Raw genomic sequence first — 21,463 nt, forward strand, 5'->3', positions numbered from 1 at the left:
ATCATGGGGTGCCACGATGTTTAACCGTTGCGAGGTATGATATGAACCGGAAGCACCAAGAATTTAAAGATCATCTTGCTCATGCCGATTGGGGAATTACTGTGCGCGAGATCCTCGGTTTAAAGAGCTTTGCATCGCTTAAATTGATCGGAGGTAAAAAGGGAATTGACAACATTGTCAGCGGAATTACGGTGATGGAAGTGCCTGACTTCCATCATTGGGTTAAAGAAGGCGAGCTGCTGCTGACGACTGCTTTCGCCATATCCCATAATCTTTTGGCCCTGCATGAATTGATACCCACATTGTCAAAAAAGGGCTTGGCGGGTTTAGCATTAAAGCCCGGCCGCTATCTGGATAAAATTCCGGAGGATATGATTCAATTAGCTGATGCCTATCATTTCCCCCTGATCACGATTGGTTATGAGACCTCCTTTGGCGATATTATCATGCCTGTTTCCCAAATTATCTTAGAGAAACAGGCGGATTATTTTAAATTATCAGAGGAAATACACAGTAATTTAATGAACGCCATTTTTGAAGCGGATGGGGTAGTCTCTTTGGCGCATAAGCTGTATGCCCTTGTGGGAAACCCTTTAAGCATTGAAGTACCAATGCTCAATACCTGCGTCCAGGTTCCCGGCGGGAAAGAGAGGGAGCCACAATTAGAAGAAAAACCTCAGGCCTGTTCGATCAGGGATGAGGGGTTAACAGAAAAGGATTCCTATGAGAAGAACAATATTCATGCCGTTGATTTCCCCATTATTGCGGGAACGGAAGAATTAGGGGTGATCCATGTTTGGGAAAGGGCCCCTTTGTCCCGTTTATCCATCACTGCCCTTGAACGATCTATCAGCATCGCCGCATTTGAAATTATGAGGAACTTGGCTATTTCAGGTGCCGAGCTAAAGTACAAGAATATCATCTTGGACCAGCTCACCTCTTTTAGCGGAGATTCCATTAAGCAGGTAAAAATGCGGGCCAAATTGTTTGGATGGCACCTGGAACCGCCCTACGGCGTGATGGTGCTCCAATTTCAAAATGAGCCGCAACCAAACAAGCAAACAATATCCGGATACCTGGATATCCGGTACCATAAGGCCCAACAAATTATAAAACAGTTAAACCCGAACCTGTTAATGGCGGAAAAAAGCGATTTTTTAGTGATCATCCTTTCCCAAGTGGATAGAGATGCCTTGACCTATAAAAAAAAGGTACACCATATTTATCAAGCCCTGAATGCCTCTTTGAAAAACGATGTCCCCCAAATGGGCGTGGGGCGTGCTTATGATCGTGATTCCGGGCTGGCCTTAAGTTATGAGGAAGCTTGTAAGGCACTGCAAATAGGGAAAAAATTTGCTGCCCGCAGACCGGTAACCTTTTTCGACGAACTGGGTGTTTGGCGCTTGATCAGTCAGATGAGAAATGGAAAGGAAGCCGGCGATATTATTGAAGAGAAAATAGGGCCTTTAATTAAGTACGATCAAGCGCATAAAACCCTTTTCATGGAAACACTAAGAATTTTTCTTGCCTGTAGTGGCAGTATTCCGGAAACCGCGAAGCGGCTTTTTGTCCACTATAATACTGTTACGTATAGGCTTTCCAGAATAGAAGAAATAGGTAAAATTGATTTATCAAACAAGGAAGAGCGGTTTGCTCTTGAGGTTGTGATCAAGCTTGTTGAATTAAAAGAATAATTAAAATGATTTAACAAAAGATTAAAAAACTGATTAAAACTGAGGGGCAACTCAGTTTTTTTGTGTTATTAAACCTTGAATCCCATCGAAAATTACTTTATTGACGCCCCAAAAAAATTGTAGTATGATAACAATATCTGCGCAAACAGTATGTATACGAACTGTTATCATACTAACATAGGAGGGGTTTTCATGAAAAGAGTCGTTCCACTTATTCTCTTAGCACTACTGCTATTTACTGGATGCAGCTCAGGGGGACCTGCAAGTGCCAAGCAGCAGGAGCCAAGCACCCAAGATGAAACGAGCAAACCGGTTTTTGTCATGGCAGGCAAGATTGATGCCGGTGAAAAAGCCGATATTACTACAAAAATCTCCGGGAATGTGGCCAATATCTCTGTGGATGTCGGTTCTGTGGTAAAGAAAGGGGACACCTTGGTGATCCTGGATACCAAGGATTATCAGGCCCAGGTGGCGCAAGCCCAGGCCGGGGTTACTACTGCGGAAGCCAATTTAACCAAGACAAAAGCCGGGGCCCGGCCGGAACAGATTGCCCAGGCTAAGGCTGCCCTGGACAGTGCGAAAATTAATTATGAAAACGCAGAAAGTACTTATCAAAGAAACAAAGAACTGTTTAACAGCGGTGCCGTATCCCAAGCACAATTGGAGGCCTCGCAAACTCAGCTTGCCGCCGCACAGGCCCAATATGCCTCCACAAAAGATACGCTGGATATCTTAAACAAGGGAGAAACAAAAGAGACGATCAATGTCTTACAATCCCAAGTAAAACAATCTCAGGCAGCTTTGGAGGCGGCGAAAACCCAGCTGGCCAACGGAACTATTTTGTCTCCTGTTTCCGGGATTGTCAGTGCGAAAAATATTAATGTGGGTGAATTGGCTACGCCGGGAAAAGTTCTTGTGTCCATCGTAAATACCCAGTCCTTGTTTATTAACGCCTCGCTGCCCACCGGGCTTTTAGACAAAGTGAAAGTGGGGCAGAAGGTGGTTGTCCGGGTCTCGGAAATTCCCGATCAGGAATTTGCCGGAGAAGTCTCTGTGGTTAATCCCGTAATCGACTCGGGCAGTAAAAATGTTTCCGTGAAAGTGAAATTGATGGATGCCGATTCCTTATTAAGGCCGGGCATGTTTGCGGAAATTGGCATCACAAACTAAGGACAGGTGAGAGAAAGATGAATGAAAAACGCAAAAAATTGATTTTGTCCATCCTAGCTGTGATGGTCCTTGTGTTAGGAAGCATCGGCATTTATTACTGGTTTGAAAACGCAAATTATGTGAAAACGGAAGATGCGCGCGTGACGGGGGACCTTGTTACCGTAGGACCGCAGATTTCGGGTAAACTATTGGAATTAAACTTTGAAGAAGGAGACACCGTTTTTAAGGACCAGATCCTGGGCCGCCAGGAAACAACCAATCTCACCGATGCCAACCTGGATCAATCTGTTTTAAGGGCGCCGATCAACGGCGTTGTGATCAAGAAACAGGGCACGGTGGGGGAAATTATCTCTCCCGGGCAAGCTGTCGCCATCTTGATCGATCCTGATAAGCTGTATATCAGTGCCAATATTGAAGAGACAAAATTAGGCCGGATCAGGCAGGGGCAAAGGGTTGATTTTACGGTAGACCAATTCTCCGGGGAAAGGTTTACCGGGAAAGTCAAGTTTGTCGGCCAGGCCGCCAATTCCACATTTGCCCTCATTCCTTCATCCACGAGCGGGACCTTTACCAAAGTGGTGCAAAAAATACCGGTTAAAATTGAATTTGACAATAAAGGGGAAAAATTATTGCCTGGCACGAATGCGGTGGTGAAAATTCACATCAGGTAATGGGGAGAATAGATATGACAGAACATGATATACATGAACATGCAGGCAACGGCTCCTATAAATGGGCCGCCCTGTTTGTTGTCGTGATCGGCACCTTTATGGTAATGCTGGACAGCAGCATTGTGAACATTGCCATTCCCAAAATGATGAGTGTCTTCGGATCAAGTTTGGATCAGACAAAATGGATCTTAACGGCGTATACTTTGGCTATGGGTTCCATTGTACCCATTACCGGGTTCCTGACGGAGACCTTTGGCATTAAAAAGCTTTTCATGTTCGCCCTGGCTTTTTTCACGTTGGGATCCTTTTTGTGCGGGTTGGCCTGGAATAATAGTTCCATGGTAGCTTTCCGGGTCGTCCAGGCCATTGGCGGCGGCATGATTATGCCTGTGGGCATGTCCTATGTGATGCAGATGTTTGAGATTCATGAACGGGGCAAGGCTTTGGGCTTTTGGGGTATTGCCTCTATGGCGGCTCCTGCTATCGGGCCTACCTTAGGCGGGTATATTATTCAATATATGGATTGGCGCTTTATCTTTTATGTGAATGTCCCTATCGGCATCATTGGAGTGATTTTTGCCGGATTGCTGCTCAAAGAGACAAAGGTGAAGCCTTACCAGGGTGATTTTGACTTTATCGGGCTTTTTTCCGTGATCGCCGGGGTGGCCAGCATTCTATATGTGCTGGGAGAGTGGGCGGATATTGACTGGGCAAGTGCGGAATACCCCTTGCTCCTGGTCTTTGGCTGTTTTTGTCTTTTAATTTTTGTGGTGAACGAATTGACCTGTCCCAAACCTTTACTGGAGTTGCGGGTGTTCAAAATATATGACTTTACCATGAGCCAATTTATCACGGGGATCACTACCCTGGCTTTGATGGGGGGGATTTATGTACTTCCCCTCTTTCTGCAAAACTTAAGGGGATATACCGCGATGGAAACCGGTTTAATTCTTTTTCCTTCTGCCATTGCTTCCGGCTTGATGATGCCCATCAGCGGCGCTCTTTTTGACAAGCTGGGGGCCAAGATTGTGACCATTCCCGGACTTTTGATCGTCGTGGCTGCCACCTATGAAATGTCCCAGTTTTCCATGGATACGCCCCGGGCCACGATTACCCTGGTGGCGGCGATTCGGGGAATGGGGATGGGATTTTGCATGATGCCGGTTAATACAGCGGGGATGAATGCTGTGCCTCGCCGTCTCTTCGGGGAGGCAACGGCCCTGGCCACTACCGTGAGAAGCATTATGCAGGCCATCGCCATTACTTTCATGACTTCAATGATCTCCAGCCGGTTAGACTATAACTATGCCAGGCTGACCGAGCAGATTACCTCTTTTAATCAAACCTCAAACCATGTGATTAAAGTGCTGCAGGGGGTTTTTTTGAAAGACGGCTTGTCCTCGGCTGATGCCCATGGGACGGCTTTAGCGACGCTGGGCAAAATGCTCTATGCCCAAGCTTATCTGGATGCCATGAGCTATGCAATTATTACAACAGCTTTGGCCGTGTTCGGAGCCATCGCATTGGTGTTAATGATGAGCAGGAAAAAGATAAATGAACCAAAAGAATCAAAAGATGATCGAAAAGAAAAGGAGGCTGCCTATGAATCCCACGCCGGAGCCCGGCCCGTTATGGAGTAATCCTGCGGAAAGAGTTTTAGTTCTTTTTAAAGGTATACAAAAAATGTATAAGGACCAAATATTTGAAAAATCCAGGCAATATGGTTTTACCGGCCCTCAACTGGGCGTGCTGATTGGCTTGCATCATAAGCCCTTTGCCACATTAAGCGAGATCAGCCAAATTTTGGGCTTGTCAAAGAGTACGGTTTCCGGGATTGTGGACAGGCTGGTCTGCCAGGGGGCTGTGGTCAGGGAGATCCCGGAAGATAACCGGCGCATTGTCAGACTATCCTTGTCCGAAGAATTTCGTAAGAATAATGTATTGGCGGAGCTGAAGAGCAAATACATCAGCGATGCCCTGAAGGGTGCCAGCCAGGATGACTTGGAAAAGATCATCACCGGCCTGGATATTTTGCATAAGCTGATGAAGGAAAAAAGAGGCCAAGCTTGACTTATTTAACAAGTCAAGCCTGGCCCCAGAAAGTCAAGATGACTGTGGTTCCTTCATAAAGTTTACTCTTAATGTCAAACCCATAATTGTCTCCGAAGAATAGCTTTAGCCTGCTGTGGACGTTGCTGATGCCGATGCCGGAACTGCTGATATTTGCCGCACCAATGTCCATGTTCTGGAGCAATTTTAATTTTTCCGGGGAGATGCCCAAGCCGTTGTCCTGAATCATAATGGCGATTTTGTTTGCCACCACTTCCGTTGTGATCTGGATGCTGCCCCCGCTTTCTTTCGGTTCCAGACCATGAATAATAGCATTTTCTACCAGCGGCTGTAAAGTAAAAAAGGGGAGCTGTAAATTTAATAATTCTTGATGCACCTGAATTTTGTATTTTACCCGGTTGCCAAAACGCAGGTTCTGTAAAAACAAATATTTTTCCACATAGTCCAATTCTTTCTCCAGGGGTACGATATTTTCCATGTCACGCATGCTGTACCGGAGCATCTTTGTAAAAGCGTCCAACACCTGTTGGGCCTTTTTTTCTTCCTCTAAACTAATTAACCGGTTCACGCTGTTTAAAACATTGAACATAAAATGAGGATTGATCTGAAGCTGGAGCGCTTTCAGCTCAGCCTCTTTCAGGGATTTCTCCAATTGGGCCTTCATTTTTACGCTTTCCGCGTTGCTGTTGATCTGGTCAATTAATTTGCGCAGATTTAAAGTCATGTCATTGATGGAGTGAGCAAGCAAACCGATTTCATCGGTGCTTTTGATGGTTATGTTCGCGGTCAAATCACCCCGGGCCACTTTTTGGGCGTGTCTGCTCAAAGCAATAATCGGTTTGGAAATTCTTCCCGCCACAACAGCCGTGACGGATCCAAAAATGAAGATCGCGCATAAGCCGAGCATGATAAAGTCGGTTGTGACCCGATAGACAGGGGCCATGATGGCAGCATGGGGGATCATCACAACTAATACCCAGTTCGCCGGGGGAACGGAGCAGAAATAAATATCGTAGACGGTGTCATCACTTTCCAGGTAGGTACTTTGACCTGTCTTTTGGGCAGGTTTTTTCTCAAAAAAGTTTTTCAGGCCCGGGTAAGATTTTTGTTCCGTTACTTTTTCCATGACCACCGAATCATCGTTAAAAGCGAGAATCGTTCCGCTCGTGTCCACAAGCAGGGCTTTGCCATTCCCGTCAATGTTAATACTTTTTACTTGCTTCACCAAGGTGTCAAGGGTAATATCGACGCCTACCACACCCCGGAAACGCCCCTCTCTGTCCGTATAGGGGGCTGTTAGAGAAACCATGGTTCTTTGGGTTACTTCGTCGGTATAGGCAGGGGTAATCACCAGCTGTTGGGCTTCAGCGGGAAGCCGATACCAGCCCTGATGGGCAGGTACGTAACCGGCAGGAGGTGTCCATTCCACAATTTTACCATTATCTTTATAGAAAACTACAATTTTACCGTCCTCCGTGCTGACATAAGCATTGCTCAGTTCCTGGTTTTCACTTAAGATTTGGGGCAATAATTTTTTTAAGGCAGCCTCATCGTAATCCTGAACCGCTTTATTCCGGGTCATGGACTTGGATACCTGGGCCTTTTCCGATAAGTAGCCCTCCATATAATTAGAGATACTTTTTAAAGTCAGCTCCGCGCTTTTATCGATTTGCCTGAGCAGCTGATTTTTTGTAATATGATAAATCAAAAAGGTAATACTGGACGAGAAAATCACGATCAAAAACACAAAGGTAAAGATCATGCGCGATTGAATGCTTCTGGTAACCACTGTTTCCCTCCTGCTCAGGATATTAATTCAATCATAACACGAATAAATCATCAATTCATTAAAAAGAAGCCGGGAAAAAGTTTGCATTTTCAGGCAAGTGTTTTGTAAATTTTGACAACTGGCCGGGAAGATGAAGGATTTAAAAACCTTTTGTGGAATTGGACCTTGATATCACAAAGAATAGTCTCGACAAGATCATAGGCATTGCTGAAGAAGCGAAACGAGGGATCTGTGGGGGTGGAGACCGGATGCAAAAGGTACTGCTTGTCGAAGATGAAGAAATAGAAAGAGTATTTCTGAAAAACTTATTCCAAAAACAAATTAAAGACTATCAGGTGATCGGAGAGGCCTGTAACGGCAGGGAAGCCATTGCCTTGGCCAAGAATTATTCTCCGGACGTAATTTTTATGGACGTAAAAATGCCCGGGATTGATGGGCTGGAAGCGACTCAGGTGATTAAAAAAATGAGACCCCAAGCCCATATCATTATTTTAACCGCTTATGAAGAGTTTAAATTTGCTCAGGAAGCCTTAAGGGCCGGCGCTGAGGAATATCTCTTGAAACCGGCTCAGCCGGAAGAAATTATGAAGGTATTAAAAAATATTTATCAGCGGTCGGTTAGGGCCGATTTTACCAATGATATTACCGGACTGGACGGGAAACTCGAAATCATTAACTATGACAAAGAAAAGGTGCTGATGAAAGCGCTGCAAAATAATGATGTGCGGCTTTTGGTCTCCACACTGGAAGATTATTTGAACGACTTGCTTCAGTTGCCCCATTTACCCGCTGTTTTAAAAATCCGCTTATTTGAATTTATCACCGTGCTCACCAGGAATCTTTGTGATGCAGGCTTTAATCCTCACAAGGCCCACGAACTTAAAATGAAATTCTACGAAAGTATTTCCCGCCTGGAGACCTTTTCCGACGCCCAAAACTGTATCGCTCTGATCAAGGATGAGCTTGTCTCGGCCAGTCAGGCCAATGACACCAGCAAAAAAGAAGTTGTCAAAAGCGTGTTACATTATATCAAGGCCAATCTGTCCAAGGACCTGTCCCTGGACAGTATCTCCGAACGATTTCATTTCAGTTCTTCCCACCTTTCCCGGCTCATGAAGCGGGAAACAGGTTTTACCTATCCCGAATACCTGAACCGTCTCCGTTTAGCAGAGGCGAAAACCTTACTGAGAAATTCCGAGCTGAATATTCACACCATCGCTTTAGAGGTGGGATACCGGGAAGTGTCCCATTTCAACCGGGTTTTTAAAAAAGCCATCGGCATCAGCCCGACGAAATACCGGGTAATTTTCTTCAATGAACAAACAGGCGGCAGTCCTCATTTAAATGCAAGTAGCAAACAGGTGCGGAAAGGGAAAGAATGTCTTTATCGTGTTTATACTGACTAATACAGGAATTTTTCTCATTCCTATCCCAAAACAAGACAGGACAATGAAGAGTTGTCCTGTTTTTTTGTACTTTCAGAATTTATAAGTTTCAAAAGGTTGAAAGTATAAGTGCAACTAAGGCTTGCGCCGTCGCCAGGGTCTTGGCGCAAGCAAGTTTTCTAGTGGCCTTTAGGACAAGCCTGAGAACGGAAAATACAAAACAGGCGATCAAAAATGCAAAAAACAGCCGGGTTATCCCTGAAGGATGAAGCTGGCAGTGAAGTGGGGCGTGCCTGTTATGCAAAGTAACTGCCGTTATTTATCAAAGGCATTGGGAAAAAACTGCAGAACTAGGCTTTAATCATTATTGGGGAAATCCCTCCCACCCCGGAGTCAGCCTGAAAAATGGAGAGTGTCCCCAAACATGAAAAAAGGAGGAATTGCGCATGAGTAAAGTGGTCTATCCTTACATTCCCAATTCGGCGCCGGAAGAGAAGGCAAAACTGCTCAAAGAAATCGGCATCAACAGTGCGGAGGATATTTACCGCGAAATTCCGGATCAGCTGCGCTTTAAAGGCACGATGCAGATCCCTGAGCCCTTCCTTTCCGAGTACGAACTGAGAAGGCACGTGGAAGGCATCCTGGCCAAGAATCAGTCCTGCAAAGATTATCTGAATTTTCTCGGTGCAGGTACCTGGCAACATTATGTCCCGTCAGTGGTGGATACCATTGCCTCCCGGGACGAATTTTTAACAGCCTATGTGGTGGGAGACGCCCAGGGAGACCATGGCAAGTGGCAAGCCCTGTTTGAAAGCGCCAGCATGATCGGTGAAATGGTGGGCATGGAAGCCGTGAACAAACCCACCTATGACTGGGCCAATGCCATCGCCATTGCCTGCCGGATGGCGGCACGGATGACGGGGCGGAAAGAAATTCTCGTGGCGGGAACGATTAGCCCCAGCAGATTGGCTGTCGTGAAAAATTATTGCAAACCGGATCTTAAGATTGAATTGGTGAAATTTGACCACGATACCGGCCTAATGGATCTTGATGATCTTCAGGCTAAAGTTTCTGCACATACCGCTGCTGTTTATTTTGAAAACCCGTCTTACTTGGGCTTTGTTGAAATCCAGGGCGAGAAAATCGCTCAGATTGCCCATGACAGCAAGGCGGAAGTAATTGTGGGCGTTGATCCCAGTTCTTTGGGTGTGATCACAGCGCCGGCGGACTACGGGGCGGATTTTGCCGTAGGCGAATACCAGCCTTTGGGCCTGCATATGCAATGGGGGGGCGGACTGGCCGGGTTTGTGTGCACCCGTGACGAGGAAAGGTATGTGGCGGAATATCCCGGCCTGCTCTATGGCATTACCACTTCCGTCAAAGAAGGCGAGTACTGCTTTGGGGAAGTTTTCTTTGAAAGGACTTCTTATGCCTCCCGGGAAAAAGGCAAAGACTTTATCGGCACCACCACCGCCTTGTGGGGCATTATTGCCGGCGTTTATATGGCTCTGATGGGGCCCCAAGGGTTCAAAGAGCTGGGGGAAGGGATCATGCAGCGGGTCCAATATGCCGTCGGTTTGCTTTCCCGGATCAAAGGCATCCGGGTGCCGGTGCTTCAATCTCCCTGCTTTAAGGAGTTTGTTATCAGCTTTGAGGGCACCGGCAAGACGGTAGGGGAAATTAACAAGGCCTTATTGGATCACCACATCTTCGGCGGCAAGGATCTCAGCCGGGAGTTCCCGGAATACGGTCAAAGCGCCCTGTACTGCATTACCGAAGTCCATACGAAAGAAGATATCAAGAAGCTGGCTATTGCTTTGGAACAAGTGATTCGGGGACTGTAAGATATACGTGAAAGGAAGGGTGAGATAAATGGGTATTGTGAAAATTAAAGAAGACTTCCATGAGGCCCGATGGTGCGAACCAATTATTTATGAATTGTCCACGCCCGGACAGAGAGGGGTACTGGTGCCCCTGCCGGATGAAGAAACTAAAAATGCCGCCGGCGATGTCCTCTCTGCCATCCCGGAGGGCATGCGCAGAAAAGCATTGCATCTGCCCGAAATGGATCAAAAGCATGTTTTGCAGCATTATCTGCGCTTGTCCCAGGAAACCCTGGGTGCAAACCTGACCAATGATATCAGTGAAGGCACCTGCACCATGAAATACAATCCCCGGGTCAACGAAGATCTGGTGGCCGGCCATAAGTTTGCCGAACTCCATCCCCTGCAGGATGATGATACCACCCAAGGCGTCTTGGAGATTCATTACAAGTTCGAACAGATCGTCAAAGAAATATCCGGTTTAGACCGGGTAACCTTCCAACCGGGGGGAGGGAACCATGCCGTCTATACCGCCGCCAGTATTGTACGCGCCTATTGGGAGGAAAAGGGCGAACTAGACCAAAGAGATGAGGTGATTACCACCATCTTCTCCCATCCCTGCGATGCCGCTGCCCCCCATGTGGCCGGATTTAAAATCATTACCCTTTACCCGGACAAAGACGGTTTTCCTGACATTGAAGCATTGAAAGCGGCCGTGTCGGAGCGCACTGCGGCCATATTTATGACGAACCCGGAAGATATCGGCCTCTATAACCCCAGAGTGGCGGAGTTTGTGGAGATTGTCCATGGGGTGGGCGGTTTGTGCTTCTATGACCAGGCCAATGCCAACGCTTTCCTGGGTGTGGCCCGGGCCAAAGAAGCGGGCTTTGACATGTGCCACTTTAATGTGCACAAGACCTTCGGCACCCCCCACGGGTCCAGCGGGCCGGCGTGCGGCGCCCTCTGCTGCAAGGAAGAGTTTGCCAAGTACCTTCCCGCGCCTACCGTGGAATTTGACGGCAAGAAATACTATTTAGAGTACAATCGCCCCCAAAGCATCGGCAAGGTGAGAGATTTTATCAGCGTGGCCGGAGTTGTGGTCAAGGCTTATGCCTGGACCATGAACCTGGGGGCCGATGGATTAAGGGAATGTGCGGATATTTCCGTGATCAACAACAATTATTTTGAGAAGAAACTGCTGGAGATTCCCGGCTTGTCGGAATGCTTTGCGGGCAACGGCCACCGCAGGCAGGAGCAGGTCCGCTATTCCTGGGCTAAACTGAAGGAAGACACCGGGGTGGGCACGGTGGAAGTATGCAACAGAATCGTGGACTACAGCCTGCCTCATTACTGGTTCAGCCACCATCCCTGGGAAATCCCCGAGCCTATGACCCTGGAGCCTTGTGAGTCCTACTCCAAGGACGATTTGGATGAGTACGCGGCAATCCTAAAAAGAGTAAGCGAAGAAGCCTACCACAATCCGGAGATTGTGATGAATGCGCCCCACAAGGCCTCTGCCCACAAGAGAAATGACGAAGCGGCTTTAGATGATCCGAACAAATGGGCCACCACATGGAAAGCTTATGTGCGGAAGCACAGAAGTAAATAGTGAGAGAGTACCATTCATACTATGCTCCACAAAGCATGCTTGTGGAGCATAGTATCAAAACAAGCAAAACAAGCTTTTGACCTTTGTTGGGGGCGATATTTTGATCAAAAAGAAGAAATTAGGTTTCATCGTCAATCCGGTAGCCGGTTTAGGCGGGAGAGTGGGCCTGAAAGGGAGCGATGGGGCAGAGATTCAAAGAAGGGCGAGAGAGCTGGGGGCCCGGCCGGAATCCCCCCAGCGTGCCATCCAAGCTTTAGAAAGAATTGAGGAAATCAAAGAAGAAGTGGAAATCATTACCTACCCCTTTGAAATGGGCGAAGATGAGGCCAGTCGGTGTGCACTTGATTACCGGGTGATCGGCACCATTAAAAAGGGAGAAACCACCCCGGAGGATACCAAGAGAGCAGCCCGGGAGATGGTGGATTTGGGTGTGGACCTGATCCTTTTCGCCGGAGGTGATGGAACCGCAAGAAATATTTATGATGCCATCGGTACGGCAGTTCCCGTGATCGGCATTCCGGCCGGCGTGAAAATTCATTCGGCTGTTTATGCCACTACCCCGAATAATGCGGGAGAACTTGTCTTCCTGTACTTCCTGGGCAAAATAAAAAAACTGCAGGAAGCGGAAGTCATGGATATTGATGAGGATGCCTTTCGGCTGGGGCGGGTGACCGCTAAATTATACGGTTATCTGAACGTACCCCATGAAGAAAGACTGGTTCAGGGGCTAAAATCAGGGCGGGGGGAAGGAGAGGCATCAGCGCTAAAATCTATTGCTGCTCACGTGGTGAAAAACATGGAAGAAGATTGTTTGTATCTCATTGGTCCGGGTACGACCACAAGGGCGATCATGGAGCAGTTGCACCTGCCTTATACCTTATTGGGCGTGGATGTGGCCTTCAATAAACAGTTGGTGGCAGCTGATGTCACGGAAAAACAACTTTTGGACTTGATTGCGGGAAAAAAAGCCAAGATCGTCGTTACCATCATCGGCGGCCAGGGCTATATCTTCGGCAGGGGGAACCAACAGCTCAGTCCGTCTGTCTTGAGGCTGGTTGGTAAAGAAAATGTGATTGTGATCGCTCCCCGGACGAAAATTACCGCCCTGCAAAGAAGGCCCATGCTGATTGATACGGGAGATTGTGAAGTGAACAAACTGATGAGCGGCTATTATCAAGTGATTATTGGTTATGAACAAACCGTTATGTATAAGGCCGAATAAAAGAGGATCCTCGGTCGGATTTTAAAAGAAATAGGAGGGAGATAATGGCTAGTAAAGACTTGTTTTCTGTAAAGGCAGTAGGTATCACCCGCCAGATAAGTCCGTGGGACACCATGGTTTACTCGACAGTCAATCCGGGTCTGATGTACGCCCTTGTATACCTGATGTGGGCACCGTTCCTCTATCCGGGCGGTCATATGGTATGGGCGATCGTGACGGTTGCCCAAATGTTTGTTATCGCGGGTTTGTATTGGCTTTTGTCTTGTGCCATGCCCCGGCAGGGGGGCGAGTACATATACATCAGCCGTATTTTGCACCCGGTGCTGGGGCTGATGTCCAGCTTTATGATTTCCTTTGCCGCCATTTCTTGGACCGGCGTATGTACGGATTGGTGGCTGAAGTATTCCTTATCCGACTTTTTTGTTGGCCTGGCTGCGATTCACAATTTTGACGAGAAGTGGATTAACCTGGCCAATTTCTTTATGACGACCCACGTGCGTGCCGTGATCGGTACCATCGCCATCCTGTTTATCGCCTGGGTGTTCTATCGGGGCACAAAGGCCATGGTTAAGTTAGCGTGGATCGCACTTGCCGGTACCCTCATGGGTGCTATTGTATACATTGTGGCCACATTCTTAGTTGACCAGGCTGTTTTTGCCGCCAACTGGACGCAAATTACCGGACTCAACTATGATGATGTGATTAAGACCGCGGTCGCTGAAGGGCACCCCGTAAAATTCCTTTTCGGGGCCACGATCATGGCGGGATCAACCTACATCATTCTAAATACCCTGGGTGCTACTTTTGGCGCCAACCTGGCGGGGGAGGTACGGAATGTCCAAAAGTCGCAGCTTTTAGCTTTGTTCGGTTCGCTGGGTTTACTGATGGCGATATGGGCTATTTTCTACGGTATGAGCTACAAGGCCTGGGGGACTCAGTGGACCAACTGCCTGATGTTCCTGTGCGGTACCGGTAATGACGCGTACACCTCGTTACCGATCGGGAAGTGGGAACCTTTTGCCACGATCATGATTGCGATTATGACAAAGAGTGGGATCTTTGTGTTTCTGATTGCGCTGGCCTTCTTCATGGCAACCTTTGGTTCCACAGCGGGGATGAGCTTTGGCCCCATCCGGAATATCTATGCTTGGGCCTTTGACCGTTTAGTCCCGGAAGCGCTGGCGAAGCTGCACCCGAAGACATCCCAGCCCTGGTATGCCAGCTTGGTTGCCCTCATTGGGGCAGAAATCTTCCTGCTCATCGATATTTATCTGCCCTCATGGACCGCCAACATTGCCTATACCATCTTCACCTGGTTTATTGGCTGGATTTTTCTGGGCATTGCCGGAATGGTCTTCCCGTGGCGGTGTAAGATTTTGTATGAATCTTCACCCCCAGTGGTAAAAGGTAAATTTTTAGGGATCCCGGTAGTAAGTATTTTAGGGTTCTTAACCTTGTTAATAAGCGTGACCATCTGTGTCTACTTATTAATCCCCTTCTTCCAGGGACTCCTGCCTTATACGATGGTGGTGATGTCGGTGGCCTTGTTCATCATCCCGGCAATCATGTATTACTATTCGAAAAAATCTTATGCGAAGAAGAAAATTGACATTGATATTCAGTTTCGGGAGATACCTTCAGACTGAGGTCGGCGGCCTGGATGCGGGCCGGGAATGGAAACGAAATGGTATGGTACCTGAAGGAGTAAGTTGAGAAAGGGTGGGATCATGAAGATATTCTACTGTGCCGATATCCATGCGGCGGAGACAACATTTCGCAAGTTCACCAATGCCAGTAAGTTCTACGGGGTGGACATGGTGATCTATGGGGGGGACTTTACCGGCAAGATGGTGGTGCCTATCATTAAGGATCAGCGGGGGCGTTACAAGTGTACCTATTACGGGTCGACAGTAGTCCTGAAGAATGGGAGTGAACTTCCCGACTTGGAGAAGACTTTGCGGGAATGCGGATTTTACCCGGTCGTGTTTACGGAGGAGGAATATGATCGGTTAACGGAGAGCGATGCAGACCGGATCACCAGGGAGCAGCAGATCAAGGTCATGGAAGCGTGGATCAAATTAGCCGATGCCCGTTTTCGCAAGAACAATATCCCGTGTGTGTTTATCCCCGGAAACGATGACGACTTTTTTATCGATCCGATCCTGGAGAAAACCGACTTCATGATCAACGGAGATAATAAGGTAGTAGAGGTGAAGGGGTACGAGATCCTGTCCCTGTCCTATGGACATCCGACGGTGTTCAAGTATCCCCGCGACATCAGTGAAGAGGAACTGAGCAAGAAAATAGATGATTTGGCCGCACAGGTCAAGAACATGTCAAAGTGTATCTTTAACATCCATGTACCGCCTTATGATACCTATTGCGATCAGGATGTCCAGTACGATGAGAATTTGAACCCCATCCTCGACGGGGGGGAACTGGCCACAGGGCCGGTGGGGAGCAAGGCAGTCCGGCAGGCAATAGATAAGTATCAGCCCTTATTGTCCCTGCACGGACACACCCACGGGTCGCGGGGGGTAAGCAAAATAGGGCGTACCTTAGCAATCAATCCCGGCAGCGACTATGACTCGGGGATGCTGCGGGGTGCGATCATCGAGATCGACAGCGGCGCTGATGTAAGGTATTCTTTAACTTCGGGCTAAACAGGGCCTCATACCCGCCATCACCGTTCTAAGTGATGGTGGGTGTCTTTTAATTCAGCCCGGAGGGCTTTTTATCATGTCAAGGGACCTGTCCCCGTGACAGGGATGCCACGGCACGGAAGATGGGCTGTATCCGGACGGTAATCGGTTTTGTCTCTGAAGCGGTTAAAACGAAGGAGGGAAAGAGCTTCCCCCCGCAATGGGAGTTGTAGTACAATATAGTCCCAGGGTTCGTTTCGGCGGGCCCTAGGGACTATTTTTCCTAGGGACTTAGCAGAGTATGTTTTATTGAACTATGGTTTATGGGAGTTGGGCAAATTTATGAAGGGGGCTATTTCATATGGGGGAGTTGAGTAAGGTCAAAGCAAAACCTGAAGAATTGGCAGGGTATCAGGCCCAATTTCAGGAGGCGCTCCAGGAGGTGCTGGCCGTCGCCAAGTTAGAGCCGGGAGAAATTCTGGTTGTAGGATGCAGTACCAGTGAGATCACCGGGCAGAAAATTGGCTCCGCTTCAAGCCTAGAAATTGCGGAGTCACTGATGGATGTGCTGTTACCAATGATTAAAAAGGAAGGAATTTATTTAGCGATTCAATGTTGCGAGCACCTGAACCGGGCTTTAGTCGTGGAAGAAGAATGTGCCAAGAAGTATGGATGGGAGATCGTCTCCGTGATTCCGATTCCCGCAGCGGGAGGATCTATGGCAGCGACAGCGATGGCCAGATTTGATCGGCCTGTGGTGGTATTGGCTGTTGCTGCCCATGCCGGGATAGACATAGGAGATACCTTTATTGGCATGCATTTGAAAAGAGTTGCCGTACCTGTGCGGTTAAGTATGAAGGAGATCGGGCAGGCTCATTTAACGGCAGCGCGCACCAGGCCCATGTTAATCGGGGGTGAACGGGCGGTTTACACCAAGTAGGTTAAAAGGGGGTCAGGCTGTTAAGTCTTGCAAGCTTCCAGTTTGATCCTCTACCGGCAAATGATCAAATTTAAATTTAATAAGTTAAAAAGTAAAGTTGACCCCATGACCCCATGGGGCTTTTTTTATAACGCAACGGTAGAAAAAATTTCGTTTGTAGAAATTTTTTCTTACCTCTGCGCGTTTCAACGAAGCGGGGGATATGCCCACCGCTTGTTCGCAAATCGGAACCCCCACCTACGCTAAAGCTTAGAGGTGGGGGACATCCCAGCGAAGTTATATACTTTGAGAATGGATAGATGATTTATTTATTGTATTACCCGGTAACCGGTACCTGGATCCCGAAAAGCCCTTTAGGGCTTTTTTCTTATTTTCGGAGATGAAAAAGTTTTATCAGGGATGAATAAATCATAAATTATTTTTATTTCTAATAAATTTTTTTTAATGATAAAATAGCAATGGCTTAAGTAAATTTTATTAATCGAGGGATTTTATGGCACAGATAAAAGATCTAACTGGACCTGTCGCCTTAAGGACCAAGGGCATTTACAAAAGTTTCGGCCATATAAAAGCTTTAGATGATGTCAGTATTGATTTTCCCCAAAACCGGATCTCAGCCCTGGTCGGGGATAATGGGGCGGGAAAATCTACTTTGATCAAGATTCTCGCCGGAGCCCTGACCCCGGACAAGGGGACGATCACGGTGGGGGACGGTAATTTTGACTTCTTAACCCCGGCCCAGGCGATAAAAAATGGCATCGTCACCGTATTTCAGGATTTGTCTCTGGTCAATTGCCGGGATGTGGTGTCCAACATTTTTTTAGGAAATGAACGGACCCGGGCGAAATTTATGCTTGATAAAAAGCGCATGGAAACAGAAGCAGCCGGTTTGCTGGAACATCTACATATTCACCTTCCTTCCCTGCGGGCAAATGTAGGGGAGCTTTCCGGCGGCCAGCGCCAAGCCGTGGCCATTGCCCGGGCGATTAACCAAGGGGGCCATATATTGATTCTTGATGAACCAACCGCCGCCATGGGGGTAAAAGAGACGGCACAGATTTTAACACTGATCGCCCAATTGAAAGCGCGCGGCTACACCATAATCCTAATTTCCCATAACATGAATCAGGTTTTTTCCCTCTGTGACCGGGTTGCCGTGATGAGGGGAGGATCTGTGGTCGCCCAACTGGATACGGAAAAAACAAGTCCTCACGAAATCATTGAGCTGATCACTGGCGTGGAGAAGAAAAATGCATCTGCTTATAAAACCGGTACGTGATAAATTGATCGATAAGAAGTCCCAGGTGCTGCTCTGTGTGATTCTGATTACCTTAAGCGGCATCCTGTCCCTTACTTCGCCCTTTTTTTGGCAGTGGGACAACATTCGCAACGTTTTGGACCAAAGCACCCTGAATATTATTACCGGTGTGGGGATGACTTTTGTTATTGCCAGCGGAGGAATCGACCTGTCCATCGGATCGATTGCCGCATTGACGGGAATCCTCATGGCTATTTTTTTGAAAATGCAGGTACCTGTTTTTTTCGCTGTCCTGGGGGGAATGGTCCTGGGCACTTGTGCTGGTGTGGTGAACGGAACCCTCGTTTCTTTTTTCCGTATCAATCCTTTTATTGTCACGTTGGCAACCATGTCGGTCTTTCGGGGCATCACCCTGATTTTATCCGGGGGAATCCCCATGTACAGTTTTTCTTCCAGCTTTACCAGGCTGGGCAGCGGCAGCCTTTTAAACCTTCCCGTACCGGTTCTGATTACCGGGATGCTGGTTTTAGCAGGAGCCTTCTGCCTCGCATTGACCAAATTGGGCTATTATGCCCTTGCTCTGGGGGGCAATGAGGAGGCCTTAAGACGAAGCGGGGTCCCCATCGGTTGGTATAAAACCGCTGTCTATGGCATCAGCGGCTTCACAGCCGCCTGGGCCGGCCTGATCCTGACCGCCCGGCTCAACAGTGCCGATCCCCTGGCCGGATATATGATGGAGCTGGATACCATTGCCACAGTAGTTTTAGGCGGCGCCAGCATTAAGGGCGGGCAGGGGAGTATGGCGGGAACCGTGGTGGCAGGGCTTTTGCTCGCAGTTTTACGGAACGGGCTGACGATCAACGGCATTTCCTCCTATTATCAGCAGCTGGTGGTGGGCCTGATTATTTTGCTGGCAGTAATTTTTTCAGAAAGAAGAAAAAAAGCATGAAACGATCGGAATTTGTTTTGGATGAAATGACCCCCTTGGAAAGGGCGGCAGCTATGGCCGCAGGGCGGGATTACGACCGGATCCCCTGTAGGCCTTCTTTAGGGGAACAGCCTACCCGGTTAACGGGAGTGACGGTTTCTCAATATTTAAATTCCGCCCGGATCATGGCGGAAGCACATCTCCAGGCATTTAAAATTTACGGCCATGACGGGGTGAGTGTGGGACCGGACCAATTCGGCTTGCCGGAAGCATTGGGGGCGAAGATGGCTTATTATGTGGATGATATCCCTCAGGTTCCGGAGCCCGCTGTCAAAACTTACCGGGACTTGACGAAACTAAAAATGATCGACCCCTTTAAAGACGGCAGATTTCCTCTTTACTGGGAGGCCCTGGATATTTTGCGGGAAAGGATGGGACATCTCGTCAAAGTAGGCACGGGAATTGGCGGCCCTTTTACGGCCGCCGCCTTACTGCGGGGTACGGCCAATTTTTTGAAAGACCTGCGTCAGCATCCGGAGGACGCCCATCGTCTTTTGGCGTTTACCACGGATAATATTATCCGATATCTGGAAGCTTGCCGGGAAAAAGGGTTTGGCTGCGGCCTGGGTGAACCCTGCGCATCCAATACCCTGATCAGCCCCAGGCAGTTCCAGGACTTTGTCCAGCCCTACCTGTCCAGAATCGGTGCCTGGTTCCGGGAGAAAACAGGCGGTGGTTATTCTCTCCATATTTGCGGCAAGACCAGAAAAATATGGCTGCCCATGGTGGAGAGCGGGGCAAGCAGTATCAGCCTGGATGGTGCGGCTGATTTGGGAGAGGCAAAAAAGGTGATCGGCCACCGGGTGGGTCTGAGAGGCAGCGTTTCCCCTGTGGAAGTGATGTTCCAGGGAGACCGGGAGAGCATTCTACGGGCGGCTAAGGAGTGCATTATGATGGCCTACGACAGCCCGAAAGGCTACGTCCTGGGCACAGGATGCCGGGTGCCTTTAGGGACCAGCAGGGAGAATATTGTGGCCTTGATGGATGGCGCCCGCATGTACGGAAAAATGCCGCTGGAAAGAAGGGATTAAATGGACCGGGACATGATCAACTCATTTTTAGAGATCCGGGATAAGAACATAGTGATTCTAAAAAACGCCAAAGAGCATGGCAAAAAGGTGGTGGGCATTTACTGTACTTACGGGCCCAGAGAGCTGGCTCTCGCCGCAGGCGCCATTGCCGTCGGTTTGTGCGGCACCAAGGAGGAACCGATCCCGGCAGCGGAAAACCATTTGCCCCGCAATTTGTGCCCTTTGATCAAATCATCCTATGGGTTTGCCGTCACAGACACCTGCCCTTATTTTTATTTTTCGGATTTTATCATCGGCGAAACCACCTGTGACGGCAAAAAGAAAATGTTTGAGCTGCTTCAAAGGATTAAGCCGGTGCATGTGATCAACCTGCCCCAAAACCAGGACCAGCCGGCTTCCCTGGATTTAATGTACCGGGAAATGGTACGTTTGAAGGAGGCCATGGCGTCTGCCCTGGATGCGGAAATTACGGACCAAGGGCTTCGTGAGGCCATTCATGCCGTAAATGAAGGGAACCGGGCCTTAAAAGATCTCTTTGATTTGAACCGGACTAAGCCGGCTTTAATTTCCGGCTTGGACCTGCTGCGTATTTCCTGGCAGATTGGTTTTCATCACGACCGCTGGGAACGGGTAACTATGATTGATGATCTGGTCCAAAAGATTAAAGCTGCCGCAGCCCGGGGCAGTTTTGCCGGTACCTCGTCCACGCCCCGGATTTTGCTGACGGGAACGCCGGTAGGGATGGGCAGTGAAAAAGTGATCTCCTTGGTGGAGGAGAATGGGGGCCTGGTGGTGGCCATGGAGAACTGCGGCGGGTACAAAACCTTAGGCCTCTCTATTGATGAAAAGGACCGGAGGGATCCCCTGCTCCTGCTGGCCGAAAAGTATCTGCGCATTCCCTGCTCCGTGATGTCGCCGAATCAGGGCCGCATGGCGCTGTTAAAGCAGATGGTGCGCGATTTTCAGATTGACGGGGTGATCGACCTCACCTGGCAGGCCTGTCATACCTATAATATTGAATCCTATGAAGTAGGGAAATTGGTAAGGGATGAGCTGGGACTTCCTTTTCTCCATTTGGAAACGGATTATTCCCAGAATGACCGGGAAGCTTTAAAGACCCGAATCGGCGCCTTGTTGGAAATGATTGGATGAAATATTTGAGGGAGGTGCA

General features: G+C 48.4%; 17 protein-coding genes. 16 read left to right on the forward strand and 1 reads right to left on the reverse strand.

Going from position 1 to position 21,463, the window contains the following annotated elements; translation table 11 throughout:
• Positions 1-41: 41 nt before the first annotated feature.
• From DCMF_RS26150 to DCMF_RS26170, 5 genes are all read left to right on the forward strand, one after another.
• Positions 42-1,694 (forward strand): PucR family transcriptional regulator, encoded by a 1,653-nt coding sequence (locus DCMF_RS26150; RefSeq protein WP_214658924.1) that lies wholly within the window; start codon positions 42-44, stop codon positions 1,692-1,694.
• A 192-nt stretch (positions 1,695-1,886) separates the two neighbouring features.
• Complete coding sequence (locus DCMF_RS26155; protein WP_148137160.1) at positions 1,887-2,864, forward strand: efflux RND transporter periplasmic adaptor subunit; 978 nt, start codon at positions 1,887-1,889, stop codon at positions 2,862-2,864.
• A 17-nt stretch (positions 2,865-2,881) separates the two neighbouring features.
• A complete protein-coding gene (locus tag DCMF_RS26160) occupies positions 2,882-3,535 on the forward strand; it encodes an HlyD family secretion protein (RefSeq protein WP_148137161.1) in 654 nt (217 codons plus the stop codon).
• 14 nt (positions 3,536-3,549) lie between these two features.
• A complete protein-coding gene (locus tag DCMF_RS26165; protein WP_148137162.1) occupies positions 3,550-5,175 on the forward strand; it encodes a DHA2 family efflux MFS transporter permease subunit in 1,626 nt (541 codons plus the stop codon).
• A complete protein-coding gene (locus DCMF_RS26170) occupies positions 5,138-5,605 on the forward strand; it encodes a MarR family winged helix-turn-helix transcriptional regulator (RefSeq protein ID WP_148137163.1) in 468 nt (155 codons plus the stop codon). Before DCMF_RS26165 ends, DCMF_RS26170 begins: the two co-directional genes overlap by 38 nt.
• A gap of 13 nt (positions 5,606-5,618) precedes the next feature.
• Here DCMF_RS26170 and DCMF_RS26175 read toward each other — a convergent pair whose 3' ends face one another.
• Positions 5,619-7,394, reverse strand: a complete 1,776-nt coding sequence (locus DCMF_RS26175) for a cache domain-containing sensor histidine kinase (RefSeq protein WP_148137164.1) — start codon at positions 7,392-7,394, stop codon at positions 5,619-5,621.
• A 152-nt stretch (positions 7,395-7,546) separates the two neighbouring features.
• Here DCMF_RS26175 and DCMF_RS26180 point away from each other — a divergent pair, with 152 nt between their 5' ends.
• The 11 genes from DCMF_RS26180 (at position 7,547) to DCMF_RS26230 (ending at position 21,444) form a co-directional block, all read left to right on the forward strand.
• The gene (locus DCMF_RS26180; RefSeq protein WP_148137165.1) at positions 7,547-8,800 is read left to right on the forward strand and encodes a response regulator; all 1,254 of its coding nucleotides are present in this window, start codon (positions 7,547-7,549) and stop codon (positions 8,798-8,800) included.
• Between the two features lie 425 nt (positions 8,801-9,225).
• Entirely contained in the window at positions 9,226-10,623 is a 1,398-nt protein-coding gene (gcvPA, locus tag DCMF_RS26185) for an aminomethyl-transferring glycine dehydrogenase subunit GcvPA (RefSeq protein WP_148137166.1), read from the forward strand.
• A 28-nt stretch (positions 10,624-10,651) separates the two neighbouring features.
• Positions 10,652-12,211 (forward strand): aminomethyl-transferring glycine dehydrogenase subunit GcvPB, encoded by a 1,560-nt coding sequence (gcvPB, locus tag DCMF_RS26190; RefSeq protein WP_148137167.1) that lies wholly within the window; start codon positions 10,652-10,654, stop codon positions 12,209-12,211.
• A gap of 100 nt (positions 12,212-12,311) precedes the next feature.
• A complete protein-coding gene (locus tag DCMF_RS26195) occupies positions 12,312-13,433 on the forward strand; it encodes an ATP-NAD kinase family protein (RefSeq protein ID WP_236860126.1) in 1,122 nt (373 codons plus the stop codon).
• A gap of 44 nt (positions 13,434-13,477) precedes the next feature.
• Entirely contained in the window at positions 13,478-15,079 is a 1,602-nt protein-coding gene (locus DCMF_RS26200; protein WP_148137168.1) for an APC family permease, read from the forward strand.
• 81 nt (positions 15,080-15,160) lie between these two features.
• Positions 15,161-16,096, forward strand: a complete 936-nt coding sequence (locus tag DCMF_RS26205; protein ID WP_214658925.1) for a metallophosphoesterase family protein — start codon at positions 15,161-15,163, stop codon at positions 16,094-16,096.
• A gap of 340 nt (positions 16,097-16,436) precedes the next feature.
• Complete coding sequence (locus tag DCMF_RS26210) at positions 16,437-17,015, forward strand: TIGR01440 family protein (protein ID WP_148137170.1); 579 nt, start codon at positions 16,437-16,439, stop codon at positions 17,013-17,015.
• 493 nt (positions 17,016-17,508) lie between these two features.
• Complete coding sequence (locus DCMF_RS26215) at positions 17,509-18,294, forward strand: ATP-binding cassette domain-containing protein (RefSeq protein WP_148137171.1); 786 nt, start codon at positions 17,509-17,511, stop codon at positions 18,292-18,294.
• Positions 18,266-19,222, forward strand: coding sequence for an ABC transporter permease (locus DCMF_RS26220; RefSeq protein WP_148137172.1), 957 nt, complete (start codon positions 18,266-18,268; stop codon positions 19,220-19,222). Before DCMF_RS26215 ends, DCMF_RS26220 begins: the two co-directional genes overlap by 29 nt.
• On the forward strand, positions 19,219-20,292 hold the full coding sequence (locus tag DCMF_RS26225) for a uroporphyrinogen decarboxylase family protein (protein WP_148137173.1): 1,074 nt from the start codon (positions 19,219-19,221) through the stop codon (positions 20,290-20,292). The genes DCMF_RS26220 and DCMF_RS26225 overlap by 4 nt, the downstream gene beginning before the upstream one ends.
• Positions 20,293-21,444 (forward strand): double-cubane-cluster-containing anaerobic reductase, encoded by a 1,152-nt coding sequence (locus tag DCMF_RS26230; RefSeq protein WP_148137174.1) that lies wholly within the window; start codon positions 20,293-20,295, stop codon positions 21,442-21,444.
• Positions 21,445-21,463: the final 19 nt, after the last annotated feature.

Origin of the sequence: Candidatus Formimonas warabiya, assembly GCF_002777255.1 — a bacterium.
Taxonomy (GTDB): Bacteria; Bacillota; Dehalobacteriia; order Dehalobacteriales; family Dehalobacteriaceae; genus Formimonas; species Formimonas warabiya.

Coding starts and splice junctions, on each gene's coding strand:
- DCMF_RS26210 (WP_148137170.1), top strand. CDS start 16,437: ATGGGGGAGTTGAGTAAGGTCAAAGCAAAACCTGAAGAATTGGCAGGG.
- DCMF_RS26205 (WP_214658925.1), top strand. CDS start 15,161: ATGAAGATATTCTACTGTGCCGATATCCATGCGGCGGAGACAACATTT.
- gcvPB (WP_148137167.1), top strand. CDS start 10,652: ATGGGTATTGTGAAAATTAAAGAAGACTTCCATGAGGCCCGATGGTGC.
- DCMF_RS26170 (WP_148137163.1), top strand. CDS start 5,138: ATGAATCCCACGCCGGAGCCCGGCCCGTTATGGAGTAATCCTGCGGAA.
- DCMF_RS26215 (WP_148137171.1), top strand. CDS start 17,509: ATGGCACAGATAAAAGATCTAACTGGACCTGTCGCCTTAAGGACCAAG.
- gcvPA (WP_148137166.1), top strand. CDS start 9,226: ATGAGTAAAGTGGTCTATCCTTACATTCCCAATTCGGCGCCGGAAGAG.
- DCMF_RS26165 (WP_148137162.1), top strand. CDS start 3,550: ATGACAGAACATGATATACATGAACATGCAGGCAACGGCTCCTATAAA.
- DCMF_RS26150 (WP_214658924.1), top strand. CDS start 42: ATGAACCGGAAGCACCAAGAATTTAAAGATCATCTTGCTCATGCCGAT.
- DCMF_RS26200 (WP_148137168.1), top strand. CDS start 13,478: ATGGCTAGTAAAGACTTGTTTTCTGTAAAGGCAGTAGGTATCACCCGC.
- DCMF_RS26160 (WP_148137161.1), top strand. CDS start 2,882: ATGAATGAAAAACGCAAAAAATTGATTTTGTCCATCCTAGCTGTGATG.
- DCMF_RS26220 (WP_148137172.1), top strand. CDS start 18,266: ATGCATCTGCTTATAAAACCGGTACGTGATAAATTGATCGATAAGAAG.
- DCMF_RS26225 (WP_148137173.1), top strand. CDS start 19,219: ATGAAACGATCGGAATTTGTTTTGGATGAAATGACCCCCTTGGAAAGG.
- DCMF_RS26155 (WP_148137160.1), top strand. CDS start 1,887: ATGAAAAGAGTCGTTCCACTTATTCTCTTAGCACTACTGCTATTTACT.
- DCMF_RS26230 (WP_148137174.1), top strand. CDS start 20,293: ATGGACCGGGACATGATCAACTCATTTTTAGAGATCCGGGATAAGAAC.